16 protein-coding genes are annotated in these 18,830 nt (G+C 63.1%); 13 read left to right on the top strand and 3 right to left on the bottom strand.

The window, feature by feature from the left end; all coding sequences use genetic code 11:
* The 3 genes from NKI72_RS07555 to NKI72_RS07545 all read left to right on the top strand — a co-directional run bounded on the left by NKI72_RS07555 (nt 1) and on the right by NKI72_RS07545 (nt 3,665).
* On the top strand, nt 1-396 hold the full coding sequence (locus NKI72_RS07555) for a GtrA family protein (RefSeq protein WP_352832587.1): 396 nt from the start codon (nt 1-3) through the stop codon (nt 394-396).
* Nucleotides 386-1,960 carry a hypothetical protein gene (locus tag NKI72_RS07550; protein ID WP_352832584.1) on the top strand — a complete coding sequence of 525 codons (1,575 nt, stop codon included), beginning with the start codon at nt 386-388 and terminating at the stop codon, nt 1,958-1,960. The genes NKI72_RS07555 and NKI72_RS07550 overlap by 11 nt, the downstream gene beginning before the upstream one ends.
* A gap of 271 nt (nt 1,961-2,231) precedes the next feature.
* The gene (locus tag NKI72_RS07545; protein ID WP_352832581.1) at nt 2,232-3,665 is read left to right on the top strand and encodes a hypothetical protein; all 1,434 of its coding nucleotides are present in this window, start codon (nt 2,232-2,234) and stop codon (nt 3,663-3,665) included.
* Here NKI72_RS07545 and NKI72_RS07540 read toward each other — a convergent pair.
* The 3 genes from NKI72_RS07540 to NKI72_RS07530 form a co-directional block, all read right to left on the bottom strand.
* Nucleotides 3,628-4,245, bottom strand: coding sequence for an alpha-ketoglutarate-dependent dioxygenase AlkB family protein (locus NKI72_RS07540; RefSeq protein ID WP_352850018.1), 618 nt, complete (start codon nt 4,243-4,245; stop codon nt 3,628-3,630). The genes NKI72_RS07545 and NKI72_RS07540 overlap by 38 nt on opposite strands.
* 131 nt (nt 4,246-4,376) lie before the next feature.
* Nucleotides 4,377-4,814 (bottom strand): alternative ribosome rescue aminoacyl-tRNA hydrolase ArfB, encoded by a 438-nt coding sequence (gene arfB / locus NKI72_RS07535; protein ID WP_023677545.1) that lies wholly within the window; start codon nt 4,812-4,814, stop codon nt 4,377-4,379.
* Between the two features lie 79 nt (nt 4,815-4,893).
* Nucleotides 4,894-6,504 carry a phosphoenolpyruvate carboxykinase gene (locus NKI72_RS07530; RefSeq protein ID WP_352832579.1) on the bottom strand — a complete coding sequence of 537 codons (1,611 nt, stop codon included), beginning with the start codon at nt 6,502-6,504 and terminating at the stop codon, nt 4,894-4,896.
* 342 nt (nt 6,505-6,846) lie between these two features.
* Between NKI72_RS07530 and NKI72_RS07525 the strand changes: the two genes are divergently transcribed.
* From NKI72_RS07525 to addB, 10 genes are all read left to right on the top strand, one after another.
* Entirely contained in the window at nt 6,847-7,548 is a 702-nt protein-coding gene (locus NKI72_RS07525; RefSeq protein WP_023677547.1) for a response regulator transcription factor, read from the top strand.
* A gap of 22 nt (nt 7,549-7,570) precedes the next feature.
* Complete coding sequence (locus NKI72_RS07520) at nt 7,571-9,355, top strand: sensor histidine kinase (protein WP_023677548.1); 1,785 nt, start codon at nt 7,571-7,573, stop codon at nt 9,353-9,355.
* Nucleotides 9,356-9,386: 31 nt separating this feature from the next.
* On the top strand, nt 9,387-9,833 hold the full coding sequence (locus NKI72_RS07515) for an HPr kinase/phosphorylase (protein ID WP_352832576.1): 447 nt from the start codon (nt 9,387-9,389) through the stop codon (nt 9,831-9,833).
* Nucleotides 9,834-9,997: 164 nt separating this feature from the next.
* Nucleotides 9,998-10,399: a PTS sugar transporter subunit IIA gene (locus NKI72_RS07510; protein WP_023677550.1), complete on the top strand. Its 402-nt coding sequence runs from the start codon at nt 9,998-10,000 to the stop codon at nt 10,397-10,399.
* Nucleotides 10,396-10,692 carry an HPr family phosphocarrier protein gene (locus NKI72_RS07505; RefSeq protein WP_023677551.1) on the top strand — a complete coding sequence of 99 codons (297 nt, stop codon included), beginning with the start codon at nt 10,396-10,398 and terminating at the stop codon, nt 10,690-10,692. Before NKI72_RS07510 ends, NKI72_RS07505 begins: the two co-directional genes overlap by 4 nt.
* A gap of 410 nt (nt 10,693-11,102) precedes the next feature.
* On the top strand, nt 11,103-12,503 hold the full coding sequence (ahcY, locus tag NKI72_RS07500; RefSeq protein WP_352832573.1) for an adenosylhomocysteinase: 1,401 nt from the start codon (nt 11,103-11,105) through the stop codon (nt 12,501-12,503).
* Nucleotides 12,504-12,691: 188 nt separating this feature from the next.
* Entirely contained in the window at nt 12,692-15,253 is a 2,562-nt protein-coding gene (locus NKI72_RS07495) for a sensor histidine kinase (protein WP_352832570.1), read from the top strand.
* Between the two features lie 8 nt (nt 15,254-15,261).
* Nucleotides 15,262-16,773, top strand: a complete 1,512-nt coding sequence (gene tsaE, locus NKI72_RS07490) for a tRNA (adenosine(37)-N6)-threonylcarbamoyltransferase complex ATPase subunit type 1 TsaE (RefSeq protein ID WP_352832568.1) — start codon at nt 15,262-15,264, stop codon at nt 16,771-16,773.
* 56 nt (nt 16,774-16,829) lie between these two features.
* Nucleotides 16,830-17,573 carry a nucleotidyltransferase family protein gene (locus NKI72_RS07485; RefSeq protein WP_352832664.1) on the top strand — a complete coding sequence of 248 codons (744 nt, stop codon included), beginning with the start codon at nt 16,830-16,832 and terminating at the stop codon, nt 17,571-17,573.
* A partial coding sequence (gene addB, locus NKI72_RS07480; protein ID WP_352850017.1) for a double-strand break repair protein AddB occupies nt 17,570-18,830 on the top strand: 1,261 nt, incomplete at its 3' end. The genes NKI72_RS07485 and addB, both read left to right, overlap by 4 nt.

Genomic DNA, 18,830 nt, shown 5'->3' with positions numbered 1-18,830 from the left:
ATGGGCACCGGCTCGTATCGTCGACTATCGCGCTTTGCGCTGATTGGCATCGCGTCGACGCTGATCTACGCCGTTTGCGCTTTTCTGCTGTCGCGTGGACAGGCAACGGCAGCCTTGCCGGGGGCGCTCACATCGTTTGCGGCCTACGCCGTCGCCGCGTTGTTCTCCTACACCGGGCATAAATATTTCACGTTCACCTCGGGCGGCAGTCACGCTATGGAATTGCCCCGCTTCCTCCTGCTCACCGCTTCCGGCCTCGCCGTCGCGATCGCCCTGCCGGGGCTTTTGACCCAGATGCTCGGCGTCCCTGCCGCAATCCCGATCCTGCTCACCTGCATTGCCGTGCCGGTCATCAACTATGTCGTCCTCGGGCGGTGGGTGTTTCGTGGTCTCTAGCGCGCGATCCCTCAGTGAACTGCTGCCCGGCGCCAACCGCTTCTCGCCCTTTGCGGGCGTAGCGGGTGCTCCGTTGCTGCTGGCCTGCCTGATCGTCACATACGCCGTCTGGCTATCCACCGTTGCAATCCCGACCAATGTCGACGTGTCATGGCTTCTGGTCGTCTGCGACCGCCTGCTTGGCGGAGAGCGGCTCAACACGGACATCGTGGAGACCAACCCACCTTTCTCGATCTGGCTCTACATGCCGTTCATGCTCCTGGAAAAGCTCACTGGCATGCGTGCGGAATTCTGGCTGACGCTTGGCGTCGTTTGCCTGAGCCTGGCCAGTCTTTCCGTTTCCGTCCGCATTCTCGCGCGCGATGAACCGGTCTACCGGCAGCCCCATGCGCTGTGGGCGGCAGCGGCGGCCCTGTTTTTGATCCTGTGTTTCATGCCGGATCAATTCGGCCAACGCGAGCACTTCGCATTGATTGCCATTCTGCCTTGGGTGGCGTTGCAATGCACACGTCAGCGGAACCTGGATTTCAGCGCGGGCTCGCGCCTGGAGCACATGGTCGCGGGTTTCGGCGCGGCGGTCGTGGTCATGGTCAAGCCGCCCTATTTTGTGCTGGCCTTCATGTTGCCGTCGCTCTGTCTTGCGCTTGAAAGGCGGTCGCTGAGACCGCTCTTCGTCGCAGAGAACCTGGTGGGCGCTGCGATCGTGGCCGCCTATATAGCGTCCATCGCGCTCTTCGACCGCGCTTACGTCAGCGACGTCCTGCCCTTGGTCAGGGAGGTCTATCTTCCGTTGAGGGCCTCTGCCGCCGATATGCTGGCAAACTGGCCGAAAGTGGTGCTGCTTCTGGCCGCCGCCACCGTGCTTGCGGCCGGCGGCCTGAGAAAGACGAACTGGGACGTCAGGATTCCGCTCCTGACCGCCCTGGGGTTCATTCCGGCCTTCATTGTCATGGGCAAGGGTTGGCCCAATCACGCGCTGCCGATGGTCGTTGTTGCGACACTTGCATTTGGCATCCAGCTTGTGCGGTTCGGCACATTCGGCAGTGCAGGCTTCGTTCGCAAGGCCGCCCTGATCTTCGGCTGCGTGCTGGTGCTGCAAATAGCGGTCAGGGCACAGTACGCGGCGCTGACGACGGATAACGGCCCGATCGCCCGGTCTGTCGCCGCGATCCGCGCAACGGTCGAAACCCCGGCCATCATGTCGATTGCCGACCAGATGCAGGTTGCCCATCCCCTCGCCAGGCTGGTCGGCGGCAGGTTCATATCACGCCATCCGAGCGCCTGGGCGGTCTCCAACGCGGACACGCTCGCCCGCGTCACCGGCGATCTCGAACGGAGACCGGAACTTGAAAGCATCCGCGATCGGGTGATCGGCGAAAACGCCGCCGAGATATCAGCGAAGAAGCCCGATATCGTGCTGTCAGGCTCGCCGGCGTGGACTGCCCTGATGCTGCAGGACAAGCGGATCCAGGTCGCCTTGGCCGGCTATCGTCTGCTGCACGCCGAGCCGGAAATCACTGTCTATCTGCGTTACACGGCGCCTGCGCCGCTCCAAACCGATTGAGCAGGAGCCCCCGGAAACCCATGACACGGCTGGATCCAATCGCTCCACTGGACGACATATGGCTCGATCTCGAGAGCCTCGGTGCAACAGCATGAGCGTCTCGAACGACATTGGCGGCTTGAGCCGCTGGCGCGACCGGGATATTGCGGCGTCGCTGCTTCCTAGCCGCAATGTCCTGGCCATTGCCGCAGTCACCGTCTTCTCGATCTTCTGGCAGCGACGTTGGGGGACTGTTCCCGACACTAGCTGGCTGATCACGGTCTGCGAGCGTATGCTGTCCGGTGAGCGGCTTTACTCGCAAATCTACGAGACCAATCCCCCATTCAGCGTCTGGCTCTATCTGCCGCCAGTGGCTGCAGCCAGATTGCTGGGCACCGCCCCGGAAATCCTGGTTGAGGCCTGGACATACCTTGCCGTGCTTATCGGACTTTCGCTCTCGGGCGTGATCGTCAAGCGTGCGGGTTTCACCGAAACTGCATCATTGTTTGCACTGGGGCCAGCGTTTTGCGCAATGTTGGTGGTCTTCCCCGGAAATGCCTTCAGCGAGCGGGAGCATATCGGCATGGCACTTTTCATGCCGCTGCTTGCGCTTCATGCCTGGCGCGCGCGCAGAGATGCAGCTGCCCAACCAGACCCCGGGCTCGCCGTACTCGCCGGCCTGTCGGGCAGCATTCTGCTGCTGGTCAAGCCCTACTATGCGATCATGGTGTTGGCGCCGGCGCTGGTCGTTGCAGTGCGCCGGCGCAGTCTGAAATCGATCTTCGCCCTGGAACACTGGGTCATTGGCGGCATCTGCGTTGTCTATCTCAGCACGGTCACGCTGATCCATCCGGAATTTGTGCGCGACATCTATCCCCTCTTGGCGGACGTTTATGCAAAGATCGGCATCTTTTGGCCGATTGTGATCGGCTACGGTTTCTCGTGGTGTTTCCTTGTCTTCCTGATCTGGTGGCTGTGGCCGGCCAGGCGGTTTCCAGAGCTGGCGGCGGTAGCGTTGGCGGCATCGATCGCCGGCATGTTTCCCCTGTTCTACCAAGCCAAAGGCTGGTCTTATCATGCCTATCCCGCGATCTTTTGCGCTGTGGCAGCCATTTTCTGCCTGTTGGCACTGCCCAGGATCGTGCAGCGGCCGTCGAAGCTGTTGACGTTCGTGACGGCTCCTTCGCGAGCTTGGGCATTGGCGGCGGTGGCAATCGCTTTCTTGCCGTACTGGAGCACCCAGAAACCAGGGCCGGCGCTGGTTGCTGCAATTCGCGCCGCCACCGATCGGCCGACCGTAGCGTTGGTCAGTTCGGATATTTCCTCGGGACATCCGTTGAACCGTATGATCGATGGGCAGTTCGTTTCGACCCACGTCAGCGATTGGCTTGGAGCGTTCGCACTTTCCCTGTCCCGGCAGGCATCTCTCTCGGGTGACACCGCCGAAGCCATGCGTTACCAAGCCATCATGGCGCGCTACGTCGAAAGCAAACGCGAAGAGTTCGTGCGTCTGCGCCCGGATATCGTCGTCTTCAAGAAAAACAACACGATGTGGACAAGCCAATTGATGGAGCGTTTTGGCTTTGACGCCATCCTGGCGCACTACCGCATTCTTATCGAGGACGAGACCGAGCGCATCTATCTGCGCGACGATTATGTCCGCCCGGGCCACCGGCCACCCGAACAGCCTATTTCGGCATCGTCACCCGTCGCAGCGTCAGATTGATGCGGCCGCCACTCCTGAGCAATGCCGAGGTCGACGGGTAGATACGGTCGACGCCGTGAAAGCAGAGCCGCCCTTCGCCGCCAAGCACGACGACGTCGCCGCTCCTCAGCCTGAACGATTTGGTGGCGCCGTCGCGCGTCGTCTGGCCGACCCGGAACAGGCAATCGTCGCCGAGCGACACCGAGACGACAGGCGCGGAGAAATCGCTCTCGTCGCGGTCCTGGTGAAGACCCATCTTGGCATCCTGCGAATAGAAATTGACCAGGCAGGCTTCCGGCAGGTGCGCATAGGCAGATACATCCCGCCACAGTTCGAGCAGCATCTCCGGGATCGGCGGCCAAGGCCTTCCGGTCACCGGGTGGGTCGGCTGGTAGCGATAGCCGTGCTCCTTGTCGGTGACCCAGCCCAGCGGACCGCAATTGGTCATGCGCACGCTCATCTCCTTGCCGGTACGCGGCATCGCCGGCACGAACAGCGGCGCCTTCTGCACGACCTGCCTGATAGCTTCCACCAGCACTTCCTGCATGGCGCGCGACAGGTAGCCGGGCATATGGCGGACGCCTTTGGGCAGTACGAGCATCGCGTCGGTTAATCCGTTGGTCTGGAGAAATCAGAATGCCACCGTCAAATGAAAACGGCGACCCGAAAGCCGCCTCCGACGGTGGCTGCGCGCTTTAACCGGCGATCTGAGATCCGAAGCCGCTTCGGCTGTCACTCATCCCCGACCCGGCCGCGCAGTTTCTTGATCGAGCCGCGCCCGGCCTTGCTCTTGAGCCGTCTTTCGACCGCGCCTTTGGACGGCCTGGTCTTCTTGCGCGGCGGTGGTGGTGGTTCGGCGGCCTTGGCGACCAGTGCCGTCAGCCGCGCCCGGGCGTCCGCCCGGTTCTGCTCCTGGGTGCGGAAGCGTCCGGCTTCGATGACGATGACGCCGTCCTTGGTGGCGCGCTGGCCGGCAAGCTTGATGGTCCGTTCGCGCACCCGCTCCGACAGGCCAGCCGCATTGGCGGCATCGAAGCGCAATTGCACTGCCGTCGCCACCTTGTTGACGTTCTGGCCGCCCGGGCCGGACGAACGGATGAAGTCCTCGTGCAGGTCGCCCGGATTAATCACCGCATCGTCGGTAATGATGATCTTGTCGTCGGCGTTCATGCCGCACTCATGGCGCGGCAGGCGAAAAAAGAAAAGGCCCGATTGAAGCCGGGCCTTGAAGCATCACCAGGGGCGACGGCTATTCAGCCGCTACCTGCATGCGTGGTGCGGCGCCGAGCACGGTGGCGTCGACATGGGCTTCGAACTTTTCGAAATTGTCGACGAACATGCCGACCAGCCTTGCCGCCTGCCGGTCGTAGGCGGGCTTGTCGATCCAGGTCGATCTAGGGTCGAGAATGGCGCGGTCGACGCCGGCAACCGTCACCGGTACGTCGAAACCGAAATTGGCGTCGGTGCGGAAGTCGGCCGCTTTCAGCGAGCCGTCGAGCGCCGCCGCAAGCAGCGCCCGCGTTGCTTTGATCGGCATTCGCTTGCCGGTGCCGTAGGCGCCGCCGGTCCAGCCGGTGTTGACCAGCCAGCAATCGACGCCGTGGCGGGCGATGAGCTCGCGCAGCAGATTGCCGTATTCCGACGGATGCCGCGGCATGAACGGTGCGCCGAAGCATGTCGAAAATGTCGCTTCGGGTTCCGTAACGCCCTTCTCGGTCCCCGCCACCTTGGCGGTATAGCCGGAGAGGAAATGGTACATGGCCTGCGCCGGGGTCAACCGCGCGATCGGCGGCATCACACCGAATGCGTCGGCGGTCAGCATGATGATGTTCTTCGGGTGGCTGGCGCGCCCCGTCTTGCTGGCATTGGGGATGAAGTGGAGCGGGTAGGCGCAGCGTGTGTTTTCGGTCAGCCCGCCATCGTCGAAATCCGGCACGCGGCCTGCGTCGAGCGCCACATTCTCCAGCACCGTGCCGAAGCGCTGGGTGGTGGCGAAGATCTCCGGCTCGGCTTCGGCCGAAAGCTTGATCGTCTTGGCATAGCAGCCGCCCTCGAAATTGAAGATGCCGTGCGGTCCCCAGCCATGCTCGTCGTCGCCGACCAGCGTGCGCGACGGGTCGGCCGACAACGTCGTCTTGCCGGTCCCGGAAAGGCCGAAGAAAACGGCCGCGTCGCCGACGGGCCCTTCATTGGCCGAGCAGTGCATCGGCATCACACCCTTTGCCGGGAGCAGATAGTTGAGCACGGTGAACACCGACTTCTTCATCTCGCCGGCATACGAGGTACCGCCGATCAACACGATCATGTGCGAAAGATCGACGGCAATCACCGTTTCGCCGCGCGTGCCGTGGCGGGCGGGATCGGCGCGGAACGACGGCAGGTCGATGATCGTCAAATCGGGCAGGAAATGCTCGAGTTCGGCGGCGGCCGGTCGGATGAGCAGATTGCGGATGAACAAGGAGTGCCAGGCAAGCTCCGTGATCACCCTGGTCGGCAGCTTCAGTTCCTCGTCGGCGCCGCCGACCAGGTCCTGCACATAAAGGTCCTTTCCAGCCGCGTGGGCGCGAAAATCGGCAAGCAGCGTATCGAACTGGATCGGCGAAATCGCTTTGTTGTTGTCCCACCATATATGCGGCGCGGTGCTTTCGTCGCGCACCACGAATTTGTCCCTGGGCGAGCGGCCGGTGTGCTGCCCGGTCTCGGCGGCAAGCGCGCCATGCGCGGTGAGTCGGGCCTCGCCACGGCGGATTGCCTCCTCGTAGAGCGCGGCCGCGCTGAAATTATAGCGTACCACGCCCGTGGTTCTCAGGCCGATGCGATCGATTGCACATGCAGGATTGCGTTTGCCGGCTTCCGACATGGGTGTCCCTTCTTCGATTTACCGCGTCTTTACCGGCGAATTCCGGAACCCCCATTGCAGGAGCTAAAAACGTCAAAACCAGAAAAGGCGAATGATATCAAATCATTAATCGATTTAAATATTTTGAAAGTTGTTTAAATCGTTTATATGTGCAAAAACACTGATGGTTGCCCAAAGGATTGGCGATGTTCATTCGTCCCATCCATATCGAGGTACAATTGTAGCCGTCGACATGCCGCGCGTGACAGCGGATACAGCCTGTGCCACATTTTGTACCTAATTTGTCCTGCAAAAGCCCCTTCTCGACGAAAGAAGGGACAGCTCATGAGGGAGCCGCTTGAAATGGCAACAATCGCGCTTGTCGACGACGATCGCAACATTCTGACTTCGGTTTCGATCGCCCTCGAATCCGAGGGTTATCGGGTCGAAACCTACACGGATGGGGCATCGGCGCTGGAGGGACTGGCGGCGCGCCCGCCGAACCTCGCCATCCTTGACATCAAGATGCCGCGCATGGACGGCATGGAGTTGCTGCGCCGGATGCGTCAGAAATCCGACCTGCCAGTAATCTTCCTGACCTCCAAGGACGATGAGATCGATGAACTGTTCGGCCTCAAGATGGGCGCCGACGACTTCATCCGCAAACCCTTCTCGCAGCGTCTTCTGGTGGAGCGCGTCCGCGCCGTGCTGCGCCGCGCCAGCACCCGCGAGGCGGCGGCCAAGGCGCCCAACCAGCAGGCCCGGTCGCTTGAGCGCGGCCAGCTTGTCATGGACCAGGAGCGCCACACCTGCACCTGGAAGGGCGAGCCGGTGACGCTGACCGTCACCGAGTTCCTCATCCTGCATTCGCTGGCCCAGCGTCCGGGCGTTGTAAAAAGCCGTGATGCGCTGATGGATTCGGCTTATGATGAGCAGGTTTATGTCGATGACCGCACCATCGACAGTCACATCAAGCGGCTGCGCAAAAAGTTCAAGGCCGTTGATGATGACTTCGAAATGATCGAAACCCTTTACGGAGTCGGATATCGGTTCCGCGAAGCTTGAGTCGAGCGGGAGCTGCTATTCGATGGCAGTGCAAGTAGAGCGAGTGAGACGGTCGGGCGCCGCCAGGCGCCCGCCGCGGATTCTGCCCGCCTTCGTGTCGAAAATTACGGTGCCGATGCGCCGGTTTCTCGGCCATCACATCTTTTCCAGCCTGACGCGGCGTATCCTCTTTCTCAACCTTGCCGGCCTTGCCGTCCTGGTCACCGGCATTCTCTATCTCAATACCTTTCGCGACGGGCTGATCGACGCCCGTGTCGAGAGCCTGATGACTCAAGGCGAGATCATCGCCGGCGCGATTGCCGCCTCGGCGACGGTCGAGACCGATTCGATCAGCATCGATCCGGAGAAGCTGCTCGAGTTGCAGGCCGGCGAAAGCCTCGGCCCGGGCTCCGATCAGCTCGATAACCTCGATTTCCCGATCAATCCGGAGCGCGTGGCGCCGGTGCTCAGGCGGTTGATCTCGCCGACGCGGACCCGAGCCCGCATTTACGACCGCGACGCCAACCTGCTGCTCGATTCCCGCCATCTCTATTCGCGCGGCCAGATCCTTCGCTACGACCTGCCGCCGGTCGAAGAGGAACAGCCAGACCTTCTGGAGCGCATCCAGAAATTCGTCTTTGATTTCTTTCGCAACAAGCAGCTGCCTGTCTATCGCGAGCAGCCAGGTGGCAACGGCGCCGCGTTTCCGGAAGTGGTCAAGGCGCTTACCGGCAGTCCGTCGACGATCGTGCGGATCTCGGAGCAGGGCGAGCAGATCGTTTCAGTGGCGGTACCGATCCAGCGCTTCCGTGCCGTTCTCGGCGTGCTGATGCTGTCGACCGAAGGCGGCGACATCGACAAGATCGTCGCGGCCGAGCGCAAGGCGATCCTGCGCGTGTTCGGCATTGCCGCCCTGGTTACCGCCATCCTGTCGATGCTGCTGGCCTCCACCATCGCCAACCCGCTGCGCCGGCTTTCCGCGGCGGCGGTCAGGGTTCGCCGCGGCGTCAAGAACCGCGAGGAAATCCCCGACTTCTCCGACCGCCAGGACGAGATCGGCAATCTGTCGATCGCCGTGCGCGACATGACCAACGCGCTCTACGCCCGCATCGAGGCGATCGAAAGTTTTGCCGCGGATGTCTCGCACGAGTTGAAGAACCCGCTTACCTCGCTGCGCAGCGCGGTGGAGACATTGCCGCTGGCCAGGAACGACAATTCGCGCAGCCGGCTGATGGATATCATCCAGCACGATGTGAGGCGGCTTGACCGTCTCATCACCGATATTTCCGATGCCTCCCGTCTCGATGCCGAGCTGGCGCGGGAAGATGCAGGAACCGTCGACCTCAAGAAGTTCATCACCGATCTGGTCGCCGTCTCGCGCGAGGCCACGCGCAACAAGAAGGCGGTCGAGATCGAATTCAAGGTCGCCAAACTGCCGCAGGGCGTGAAAGGCTACTTCGTCGTCGGTCATGATCTGAGGATCGGCCAGGTGATCACCAACCTGATCGAGAATGCCCGCTCGTTCGTTCCCGAGGAACGTGGCCACATCACCATATCGCTGGCGCGCGCCGGCAAGTTCAACATCGTCACCATCGACGACAATGGACCCGGTATCCGGGCCGATAACATCGACCGCATTTTCGAGCGGTTCTATACCGATCGGCCGGCCGGCGAGGCGTTCGGTCAGAACTCGGGCCTTGGCCTGTCGATATCCAGGCAGATCGTTGAAGCTCATGGCGGCACGCTGAGCGCCGAGAACATCCCGGGCACCAAGCCTGGCGAGATCAAGGGCGCGCGCTTCGTGGTGACGCTGCCGGCGGAAGGCTGACGGATGAATTCCAATCACGCCTGGTCCTATTGTGCAGCCTGAAAATATTCACGGCACCGCGATCCTGATAGGTGATCGCGGCATTCTCATCACCGGACCGTCCGGCTTGGGCAAGACGACGCTGGGGCTCGCCTTGATCGATCATTGCAGCCAGCGTGGGCTGTTTTCCCGGCTGATCGGCGATGACCAGCTCTATGCTGCAGATTGCGACGGGCGGCTGGTCTGCCGCGCACCAGCCAGCATAGCCGGCCTCGTCGAGGTCCCGGGATTCGGCCCCAAACCGATACGGTTCGAGCCAAGCTGCGTGATCGACCTCATTATCCGGCTGGTGCCAGCCGGCAAAATGGCCCGCTTCCAGGAAGACTGCTGCGAACTCGTTGTCGGCGTACCAGTGCCGCGCATCGATCTTGCCGGGCGCAATGTAGCGGCGGCCTTGCCGGCAGTGATGTCGCGCCTGTCGATTGCGCCTTTCCTGTGATCCGATTTCGATTTTTTGCTGCAATGCGTCAAATTGGCTTGGGCCGGCGCAATTTTGGGCTTGTCAACGGGCCTTGCGTCGACAAGATAGCGCTCCCGCCACCTGGAACGGTCGGCGAGCATAAAATGCGCCTGTGAAGCGGCGATGACGGGAGCCACCAAAGAATGATCGGACTCGTGCTTGTAACGCACGGTCAACTGGCCGCCGAGTTCCGCAATGCCGTGGAACATGTCGTTGGGCCACAAGACAATTTCGAGACCGTGGCGATCGGTGCCGACGACGATATGGAACAGCGCCGCCGCGACATTATCGAGGCAGTCGGCCGCGTCGATACGGGATCAGGCGTCATCGTTTTGACCGACATGTTCGGCGGCACGCCCTCTAACCTCGCCATTTCCGTGATGGAATCCGGGCGTATCGAGGTCATTGCCGGCATGAACCTGCCGATGCTGATCAAGCTGTCCAGCGTTCGCAAGGGCGACAACATGACGGCCGCGCTGGATGAGGCGCAGGCTGCCGGCCGCAAATACATCAATGTCGCCAGTCAACTCCTGAGCAGCAAATGAGCGCGCTGTTGCCGGAAAAGGACAAGATCGTTCGCGACTTTCCAATCGTCAACCAGCGCGGCCTGCATGCGCGCGCCTCGGCCAAGTTCGTTCAAATCGCCAGCGGCTTCAACGCCACGGTCCAGGTCGAGAAGGACGGCGTCAAGGTCGGCGGCACCTCGATCATGGGCCTGATGATGCTGGCGGCGAGCCCCGGTTATTCGATACGCGTCACCGCCACCGGCCCGGAGGCCGAAGAGGTCATCGATGCGCTGGAGCAACTGGTTGCTTCCCGTTTCGGCGAGGAGTGCTGACGGCTTCGCCGACGGCACCTGCTACGGCATGTTCGGTGCAACCTTGCGGCGGTGAAGGAAATCGCATTTTTGCGCGACCGTCGCGTATTTTGTTCTTGCTTTGTGCCGGCAGCTATGCTACTAATTTCGCTATGGTGCCAATTGGCCCCGAAGACCCGCCCGCCGAGGCGGGTTTTTGTTTCCGGCTTTGAAAGTGTTGCCGATCTGAGGTCTGAGGGACGGCCACCTTGGACAGCACCCCTTCTGCGCGCTCTCATGGCCGCCGCCGCTGAAGACATGCACGGATAAAGATTTCTTTATATCCCATTGTCGTCCGACTCCCGATCTGCTAGTCAGGCCGGCACCTCGCGCCCTCCGACACGCTTTCGGGGCGGGCGCGTCCCGCAATCAATTCGCATCGGAGCACTGCCATGACGGGTAGCAAGGACTATGTGGTCGCAGACATCGCGCTTGCCGGCTGGGGCCGCAAGGAGATCGAGATCGCCGAAACCGAAATGCCGGGCCTGATGGCCTGCCGCGAAGAATTCGGCGACAAGAAGCCGCTCAAGGGCGCGCGCATCACCGGCTCGCTGCACATGACCATCCAGACGGCGGTGCTGATCGAAACGCTTAAGGCGCTCGGCGCCGATATCCGCTGGGCTTCCTGCAATATCTTCTCGACCCAGGACCACGCTGCCGCGGCCATTGCCGAGGCCGGAATTCCGGTGTTTGCCGTCAAGGGCGAGACGCTGGAGGATTATTGGGTCTACACCGACAAGATCTTCCAGTGGGCCGATGGCGGCACCTCCAACATGATCCTCGACGACGGTGGCGATGCCACCATGTACATCCTGATCGGCGCCCGCGCCGAGGCCGGCGAGGATGTGCTGTCCAATCCGGGCAGCGAAGAGGAAGAGATCCTGTTTGCCCAGATCAAGAAGCGCATGCAGGCATCGCCCGGCTTCTTCACCAAGCAGAAGGAAGCGATCCGCGGCGTTACCGAAGAGACGACGACCGGCGTCAACCGGCTCTATCAGTTGCAGAAAAAAGGCCTGCTGCCGTTCCCGGCGATCAACGTCAATGATTCCGTCACCAAGTCGAAATTCGACAACAAATATGGCTGCAAGGAATCGCTTGTCGACGGCATTCGCCGCGGCACCGACACGATGATGGCCGGCAAGGTCGCGGTTGTCTGCGGCTATGGCGACGTCGGCAAAGGCTCGTCGGCTTCGCTCAAGGGCGCCGGCGCCCGCGTCAAGGTCACCGAGGTCGATCCGATCTGCGCGCTGCAGGCGGCGATGGACGGTTTCGAGGTGGTCACGCTCGAAGACGCAGCGCCGACGGCCGACATCGTCATCACCACCACCGGCAACAAGGACGTCGTTACCCTCGACCACATGCGCCTGATGAAGGACATGGTGATCGTCGGCAACATCGGTCACTTCGACAACGAGATCCAGGTGGCGTCGCTGCGCAACCTGAAATGGACCAACATCAAGCCTCAGGTGGATATGATCACCTTCCCGGATGGCAAGCGGATGATCCTTTTGTCGGAAGGCCGCCTGCTCAACCTCGGCAACGCTACCGGCCACCCGAGCTTCGTCATGTCGGCGTCCTTCACCAACCAGGTGTTGGCCCAGATCGAGCTGTACACCAAGCCCGGCCAGTACGAGAACCAGGTCTACGTCCTGCCGAAGCATCTCGACGAAAAGGTCGCGCGCCTGCATCTCGACAAGCTCGGTGCCCGCTTGACCGAACTGTCCGGCGAACAGGCCGCCTATATCGGCGTCACTCCGCACGGACCGTTCAAGCCGGAACACTACCGCTATTAGCCACGGCGAAACTTGCCACTAGATATTGAAGCCGGGCGATTGACTTTTCGCCCGGCTTTATTTTTGCGCTGATTGATTCTTCACGCCGATTCGCGCAAGCGCTATGGTGCTGATTCGCGGTCCGGGGACGAGGCCCGGGCGCACGCATCAGGGCGGTCTTGCATTCAGGCGGCGAAGAGGACCAAGACATGCCGGGGGATAACCCGCCTTGCGCGGGACAGGCCGTTTCCGGCGGCCATAGCGATTCGATCACGGGCTCCGCTGCCAGAGGCGGCAGCCTTCTATGGCGCGCCGGCAGCCGTGTCGGGGTGCTGCTTGCTTCTTCCGCGCTGGTTGGTCCGCTGCTTGGCTTTACTGCACATGCCCAAACCCGCGTGGCGCAAAAGGCCGGGCTGTCGGTCAGCACGGTCGAGGTCATGCAACTCGCCATGTTCGTCGGCGTCATGGGGGCGGCATTGCTGTCGGCCATCTTTCTGATCCGCGAACGGGCGCGCACCGCGGCGGAAAATGCCGAGCTCAGGACCCGTATCGCCGACGTCAATGCCGCGCTGCAGCGCTCGGAGGCGCTGCTCCATTCCCGCGATCAGCGCGTGGTGGTATGGGCGGCCGAGAACAAGAAGCCCGAGCTTGTCGGGACATTGCCGATCGAGAGCGGCGCGCCGGAGGACCGGGCGGCCTTCCTGGCTTTCGGCCGCTGGCTGATGCCGCGTTCGGCGGCCGCACTCGAACATGCCGTCGCGGCACTGCGGGACAAGGCAAAGCCGTTCGATCTGGTCATCGAATCGCAGGCCGGCCAGCCGCTCGAGGTTCACGGCCGCAAGAGTGCGGCGCATGTGCTGGTTCGCTTCGTCTCGCTTTCGGAGACACAGCGAAGCCAGGCCAGGCTGAAGATCGAGAACCAGCGCTTAGCTGCCGACCATGAGACGCTGATCGGTCTTCTGGATGCGCTCAAGATGCCGTCATGGCTGCGTACTGTCGACGGGCGGCTGAAATGGGTCAACCGCGCGTATGCCGAAGCGGTCGAGGCCGAGAATGCCGAAGCGGCGGTCCGCGATGGCAAGGAATTCCTCGGCGGCCAGGCGCGCGACACGATCGCTGCGCAGCACAAGTCGCGCGCGGTCTTTGAACAGACGCTCTCCACGGTCATCGAAGGCGATCGCCGTATGTTTGCCGTGACCGATTTTGCCGGGGCGGATGGTTCGGCTGGTCTTGCCTGCGACATCAGCGCTATCGAGGCCATTCGCGCCGAATATGAGCGGACCATGCAGAGCCACGCCGACACGCTCGATCAGCTCAACACCGCCGTGGCGATTTTCGACACCGACGAGAAATTGCGGTTTTTCAATCAGGCGTTCCAGAAACTATGGGGCCTCGACAGCGGCTTCCTGCACAGCGCGCCGGACAACGCCTTGCTGCTCGATCGCCTGCGCAGCGAAGGCAAGATCGCCGAGCAGCCCGAATGGCGGCGCTGGAAAGAGAGCCTGCTCGGCGCTTACCGCGCGGTTGAATCGCAGGAGCATTGGTGGCATCTGCCGGACGGCAAGACCATTCGCGTCGTCGCCAATCCGCAGCCCAAGGGCGGCGTCACCTGGGTGTTCGAGAACCTGACCGAGAAGATGGACCTTGAAAGCCGCTACCAGACCGCCGTCCGGGTCCAGGGCGAGACGCTCGACAACCTCGCCGAAGGCGTCGCTGTGTTCGGCCCCGACGGCAGGCTGAGACTGTCGAACCCGGCGTTCGCGGCATTGTGGGGGCTGGATGCCGATGCCTCAAAACCCAACGTCCATGTCTCGACGATCCGCGACCTTTGCGACCGCCGTGCCGTCGACAGTCCGTGGGGCGGGTTCGTTGCCGCCATCACCGGCTTCGACGACGAGCGCCGCGACCGCCACGGCCAAACCGAATTGAACAACGGCACCGTTTTGCGCTACGCCGTCATCCCTTTGCCCAACGGCCAGGTGATGATGACCTTCGTCGACGTTACCGACAGCGTTAATGTCGAGCGGGCGCTGAAGGACAAGAATGAGGCGCTGCAAAAGTCCGACCAGATCAAGAACGAATTCGTGCAGCACGTCTCCTATGAGCTGCGCTCGCCACTCACCAACATCATCGGCTTTACCGAGCTTCTTTCACTGCCGTCGACTGGTCCGCTGAACCAGAAGCAACGCGAATATATCGGGCATGTCGGCTCGTCCTCCTCGGTCCTGCTCACCATCGTCAACGACATCCTCGACCTGGCGACGGTGGATGCCGGCATCATGGAACTCGACATTTCCGAAGTTCACATCGATCGAACCATTACGGCTGCCGCCGAACTGGTCGCCGACCGGCTGGAGGAACATGCGATCAAGCTCAGGATCGACGCGGCGGCCGCGCCGAAAACCTTCCACGGCGACGAGATCCGCGTCCGCCAGATCCTCTTCAATCTGCTCAGCAATGCCGCCAATTACGCGCCGGAGGCGAGCACCATAACGCTCGCCTGCCGCCAACTTGCCGACGGCGTGGAATTTTCCGTTCACGATGACGGCCCCGGCATGCCGCCGGACCTGCTTGACTCAGTGTTCCGGCGCTTCGAGCCGCGCACCAATGGCGGCCGCCGCCGTGGCGCCGGGCTCGGCCTGTCGATCGTCAAGAGCTTTGTCGAACTGCATGGCGGCAGCGTCCGCATCGAGACCGGCAGGGATAAGGGCACCACGGTTGTTTGCGCCTTTCCCGACACGCCGTCCGGCATCCGCGCGGCGGCCGAGTAGCGCGTTCGATGGCGGTATTGGTGCTGGAGCGTTTTCTCGCCGACGAGGCTGCGACGGCAAGGTTCGGCGAGGATCTCGCCATGTCGCTGCGCGTTGGCGACGTGCTCGCCCTCAAGGGCGATCTCGGCGCCGGCAAATCGACCTTGGCACGGGCGCTGATCAGGGCACTGGCCGACGATGCCGGGCTCGACGTGCCGAGCCCGACCTTCACGCTGGTCCAGAGCTACGACACGCGTGTGCCGGTTCATCATTTCGATCTCTACCGCTTGGGCACGGCATCCGAGCTGGACGAGCTGGGCTTCTACGAGGCGCTGACGCAAGGCGCCGCGCTGGTCGAATGGCCGGAGCGGGCAGAGGCATATCTGCCGAAAACCTCGGTGCTGGTCGAACTTCTCCAGCAGGGCGACGGCCGACTGGCGAGACTATCGGGAGAGGGCGCCGCCTTCGAGCGCGCGGCGCGATCGCTGGCAATGCGCGATTTTCTCGGGCAGGCCGGTTGGGGCGAAGCGCAGCGACGGTATTTCATCGGTGATGCCTCGGCTCGCTCCTACGAGATCGTCACGCTCGCCGGATTTCCGCCGCGCGTGCTGATGAACTCGCCAAGGCTGGTGCTCGGACCGCCAGTCCGCGACGGCAAACCCTATGCCGAGATCGCTCACACCGCGCAATCTGTTTCGGCGTTCGTCGCCATCGACCGGGCCTTGCGGGCCGGCGGCGTCAGCGTCCCGGAAATCCATGCCCAGGATCTCGAGCAGGGTTTTCTCCTGCTGGAGCATCTCGGTTCCCAAGGCTTCCTCGACAAGCGCGGCCAGCCGGTGGCTGCGCGTTATGCGGCGGCGGCCGAACTGCTTGCCATGATGCACGGCAAAACATGGCCGGCCTGCATGCAGGCCGGCCCCGGCGTCTTCCACGAGGTGCCGCCTTTCGACCGCGACGCCATGATGATCGAGGCCGAATTGCTGGTCGACTGGTATGCCCCGGCGATATCAGGCGCTCCGCCTAGCGAGGCGCTGCGCGCCGGTTACCGCGGCGAATGGAGTGCGGTGCTCGATCGGCTGGAGGGGCGCGAATACACGCTGATGCTGCGCGATTTCCATTCACCCAACCTGATCTGGCGCGCTGACCGTTCCGGTCACGATCGCCTCGGCGTCGTCGATGTCCAGGATGCGCTGATCGGTCCGTCAGCCTACGACGTCGCCTCGCTCGCCATGGACGCGCGCGTCACCATCTCACCTGAAATCGAAAAGCACACGCTCGCCGCCTACATCGCCGCGCGACGTGCTGCCGGTGCCTTCGATGAGAACGAATTCCGCGAAACCTATGCAATCATGGCCGCACAGCGCAATTCCAAGATCCTCGGCATCTTCGTGCGGCTCGAAAAACGCGACGGCAAGCCTTATTATCTGAAGCATCTGCCGCGCATCCGCGACTATCTTCGCCGGGCACTGGCGCATCCGGCGCTGGCCGGGCTGCAGGATTTCTACATCGCCCACGGCTTCCTGGAGGAACGCTCGATTTGACGGCTAAGGATTTGGGCCTGAAGGCGGCGGATGAGCAGCCGATGCCGACGACCGCCATGGTGCTCGCCGCCGGGCTCGGCAAGCGCATGCGGCCGATCACCGACACCATGCCGAAGCCGCTGGTCAAGGTCGCCGGCAAGACATTGCTCGACTGGGGGCTGGACTGCCTAGCCGGAGCCGGCGTCGCCAAGGCCGTCGTCAACGTCCATTACCTCCCGCAACAGATCGTGGACCATGTAGCCCGCCGCAGTGCGCCGAGAATCGTCATCTCGGATGAGAGTAGGGGCTTGCTTGACTCCGCCGGTGGTATCGTCAAGGCATTGCCCAGGTTAGGGGCGCCCTTCTATGTGCTCAACGCCGACACCTTCTGGATCGACAGCGGCGTTTCCAGTCTCAGGCGACTTGCCCTTGCATGGGAGGGCGCGACAATGGACATTCTGCTGATGCTTGCGGATCTCCAGTCGGCAACCGGACATAGCGGCGGCACCGATTTCCTGATGGCGCCGGACGGCGCCTTGCGGCGTGCGAACAACGATCCGGCCGGCCTGATCTATGCCGGCGCCGCAATCGTCCATCCGCGCATCTTCAAGGATGCGCCGGCCGGTCCACACTCTCTCAACGCCTATTTCGATGCGGCAATCGCCGCCGGCCGCCTGTTCGGCATGAAAATGCAGGGCCACTGGATTACTGTCGGCACACCTGACGCGATCCCGCGGGCGGAAGCAGCGGTCGCCGCCGCGCTTGCCGGCACGCCCAATGCTGTCGGTGAGGCACCCGGCGCTCTTACCGAGTCGAAATGAGCGGCTCCCGCCGCGTTTTCTCGATCCCGCCCGGAGCGCCGTTCCTGCCGACGCTGGCCGAGGCGCTGCTTGCGGGGCGCTTGGTTCCCGGCTTCGCCTATGACGGCGATCCGCTGGCGCTGGCCGATCTCACCATCTATGTGCCGACGCGCCGTGCGGCGCGGGCGCTTCGCGGCGTCTTCGTCGATGCTCTCTCGCGCTCGGGAAGCCGCTCGGCGATCCTGCCGGTCATCCGCCCGCTTGGTGAGTTCGATGAGGATGAAGCCGCCTTCGAGGCAGGAGGTTCGGTCGCCATCGACCTTGCGCCGCCGATCGCCGTGGTCGAGCGTCTTCTGCTGCTTGCGCCGCTGGTGCGGGCGTGGAAACGCCGCCTGCCGGCACATGTCGCGGCATTGTTCGACGAGGAGATCGTCATACCGGCCTCCGCCGCCGACGCCATCTGGCTGGCGCGCGACCTTGCACGCCTGATGGATGAGATCGACACCGAAGGCACGGATTGGGCAAGGCTCGCCGACCTTGTAGCCGGCAATCTTGCAGGCTGGTGGCAGGTGACACTCGACTTCCTGACCATCGTGACGGAGAACTGGCCGAACCTGCTCGAGGAACGCCATCGTTCCAATCCGGCCGCGCATCGTAATGCCCTGATAAGGCTGGAGGCGGCGCGGCTGAAGCGTAATCCGCCAGCCGGACCGGTGATCGCCGCCGGGTCCACCGGCTCCATTCCCGCCACGGCCGAGCTGCTTGCCGTGATCGCCGGTCTGCCCAATGGCGCCGTTGTGCTGCCCGGGCTCGACCGGGCATTGGACGAGCCATCCTTTGCCGCGATCACCACACCGGGCGCGCGGCCAGCCGTGCTTGGCCACCCGCAATACGGCCTGGCAAAGTTGATCGGCAAGATCGGCGTGCCGCGCGCCGATGTCGAGGAGATTGCTGTTGCGCCGCGACCGCTTGCGCTGCGCGCCGCACTTGTCGGCGAAGCGCTGCGCCCGGCGGAGACCACCGAGCTCTGGGCCGAGACGCGCGCCCGCTTTAGGGCCGGCGATATTGCCGAGGCCTTCGCCGAGGTGACGCTTCTCGAAGCCGCCAGCGAACGCGACGAAGCCGTGGCGATCGCCGTCGCGCTCAAAGAGGCTGTCGAACGGCCCGGCCAGCGCGCCGCACTCGTCACCGGCGCGCGCGGGGCGGGGCGGGGGGGCGGCGGCGGGGGGGTGGGCGGGGGGGGGGGGGCCCGCGCCGCGGGGCGCGCGCCCCGGGGGG

This window comes from Mesorhizobium sp. M0437, assembly GCF_040321335.1.
Lineage (GTDB): Bacteria > Pseudomonadota > Alphaproteobacteria > Rhizobiales > Rhizobiaceae > Mesorhizobium.
The sequence above is the reverse complement of the archived record's forward strand: the minus strand, read 5'-3'. Positions and strand labels throughout refer to the sequence as shown.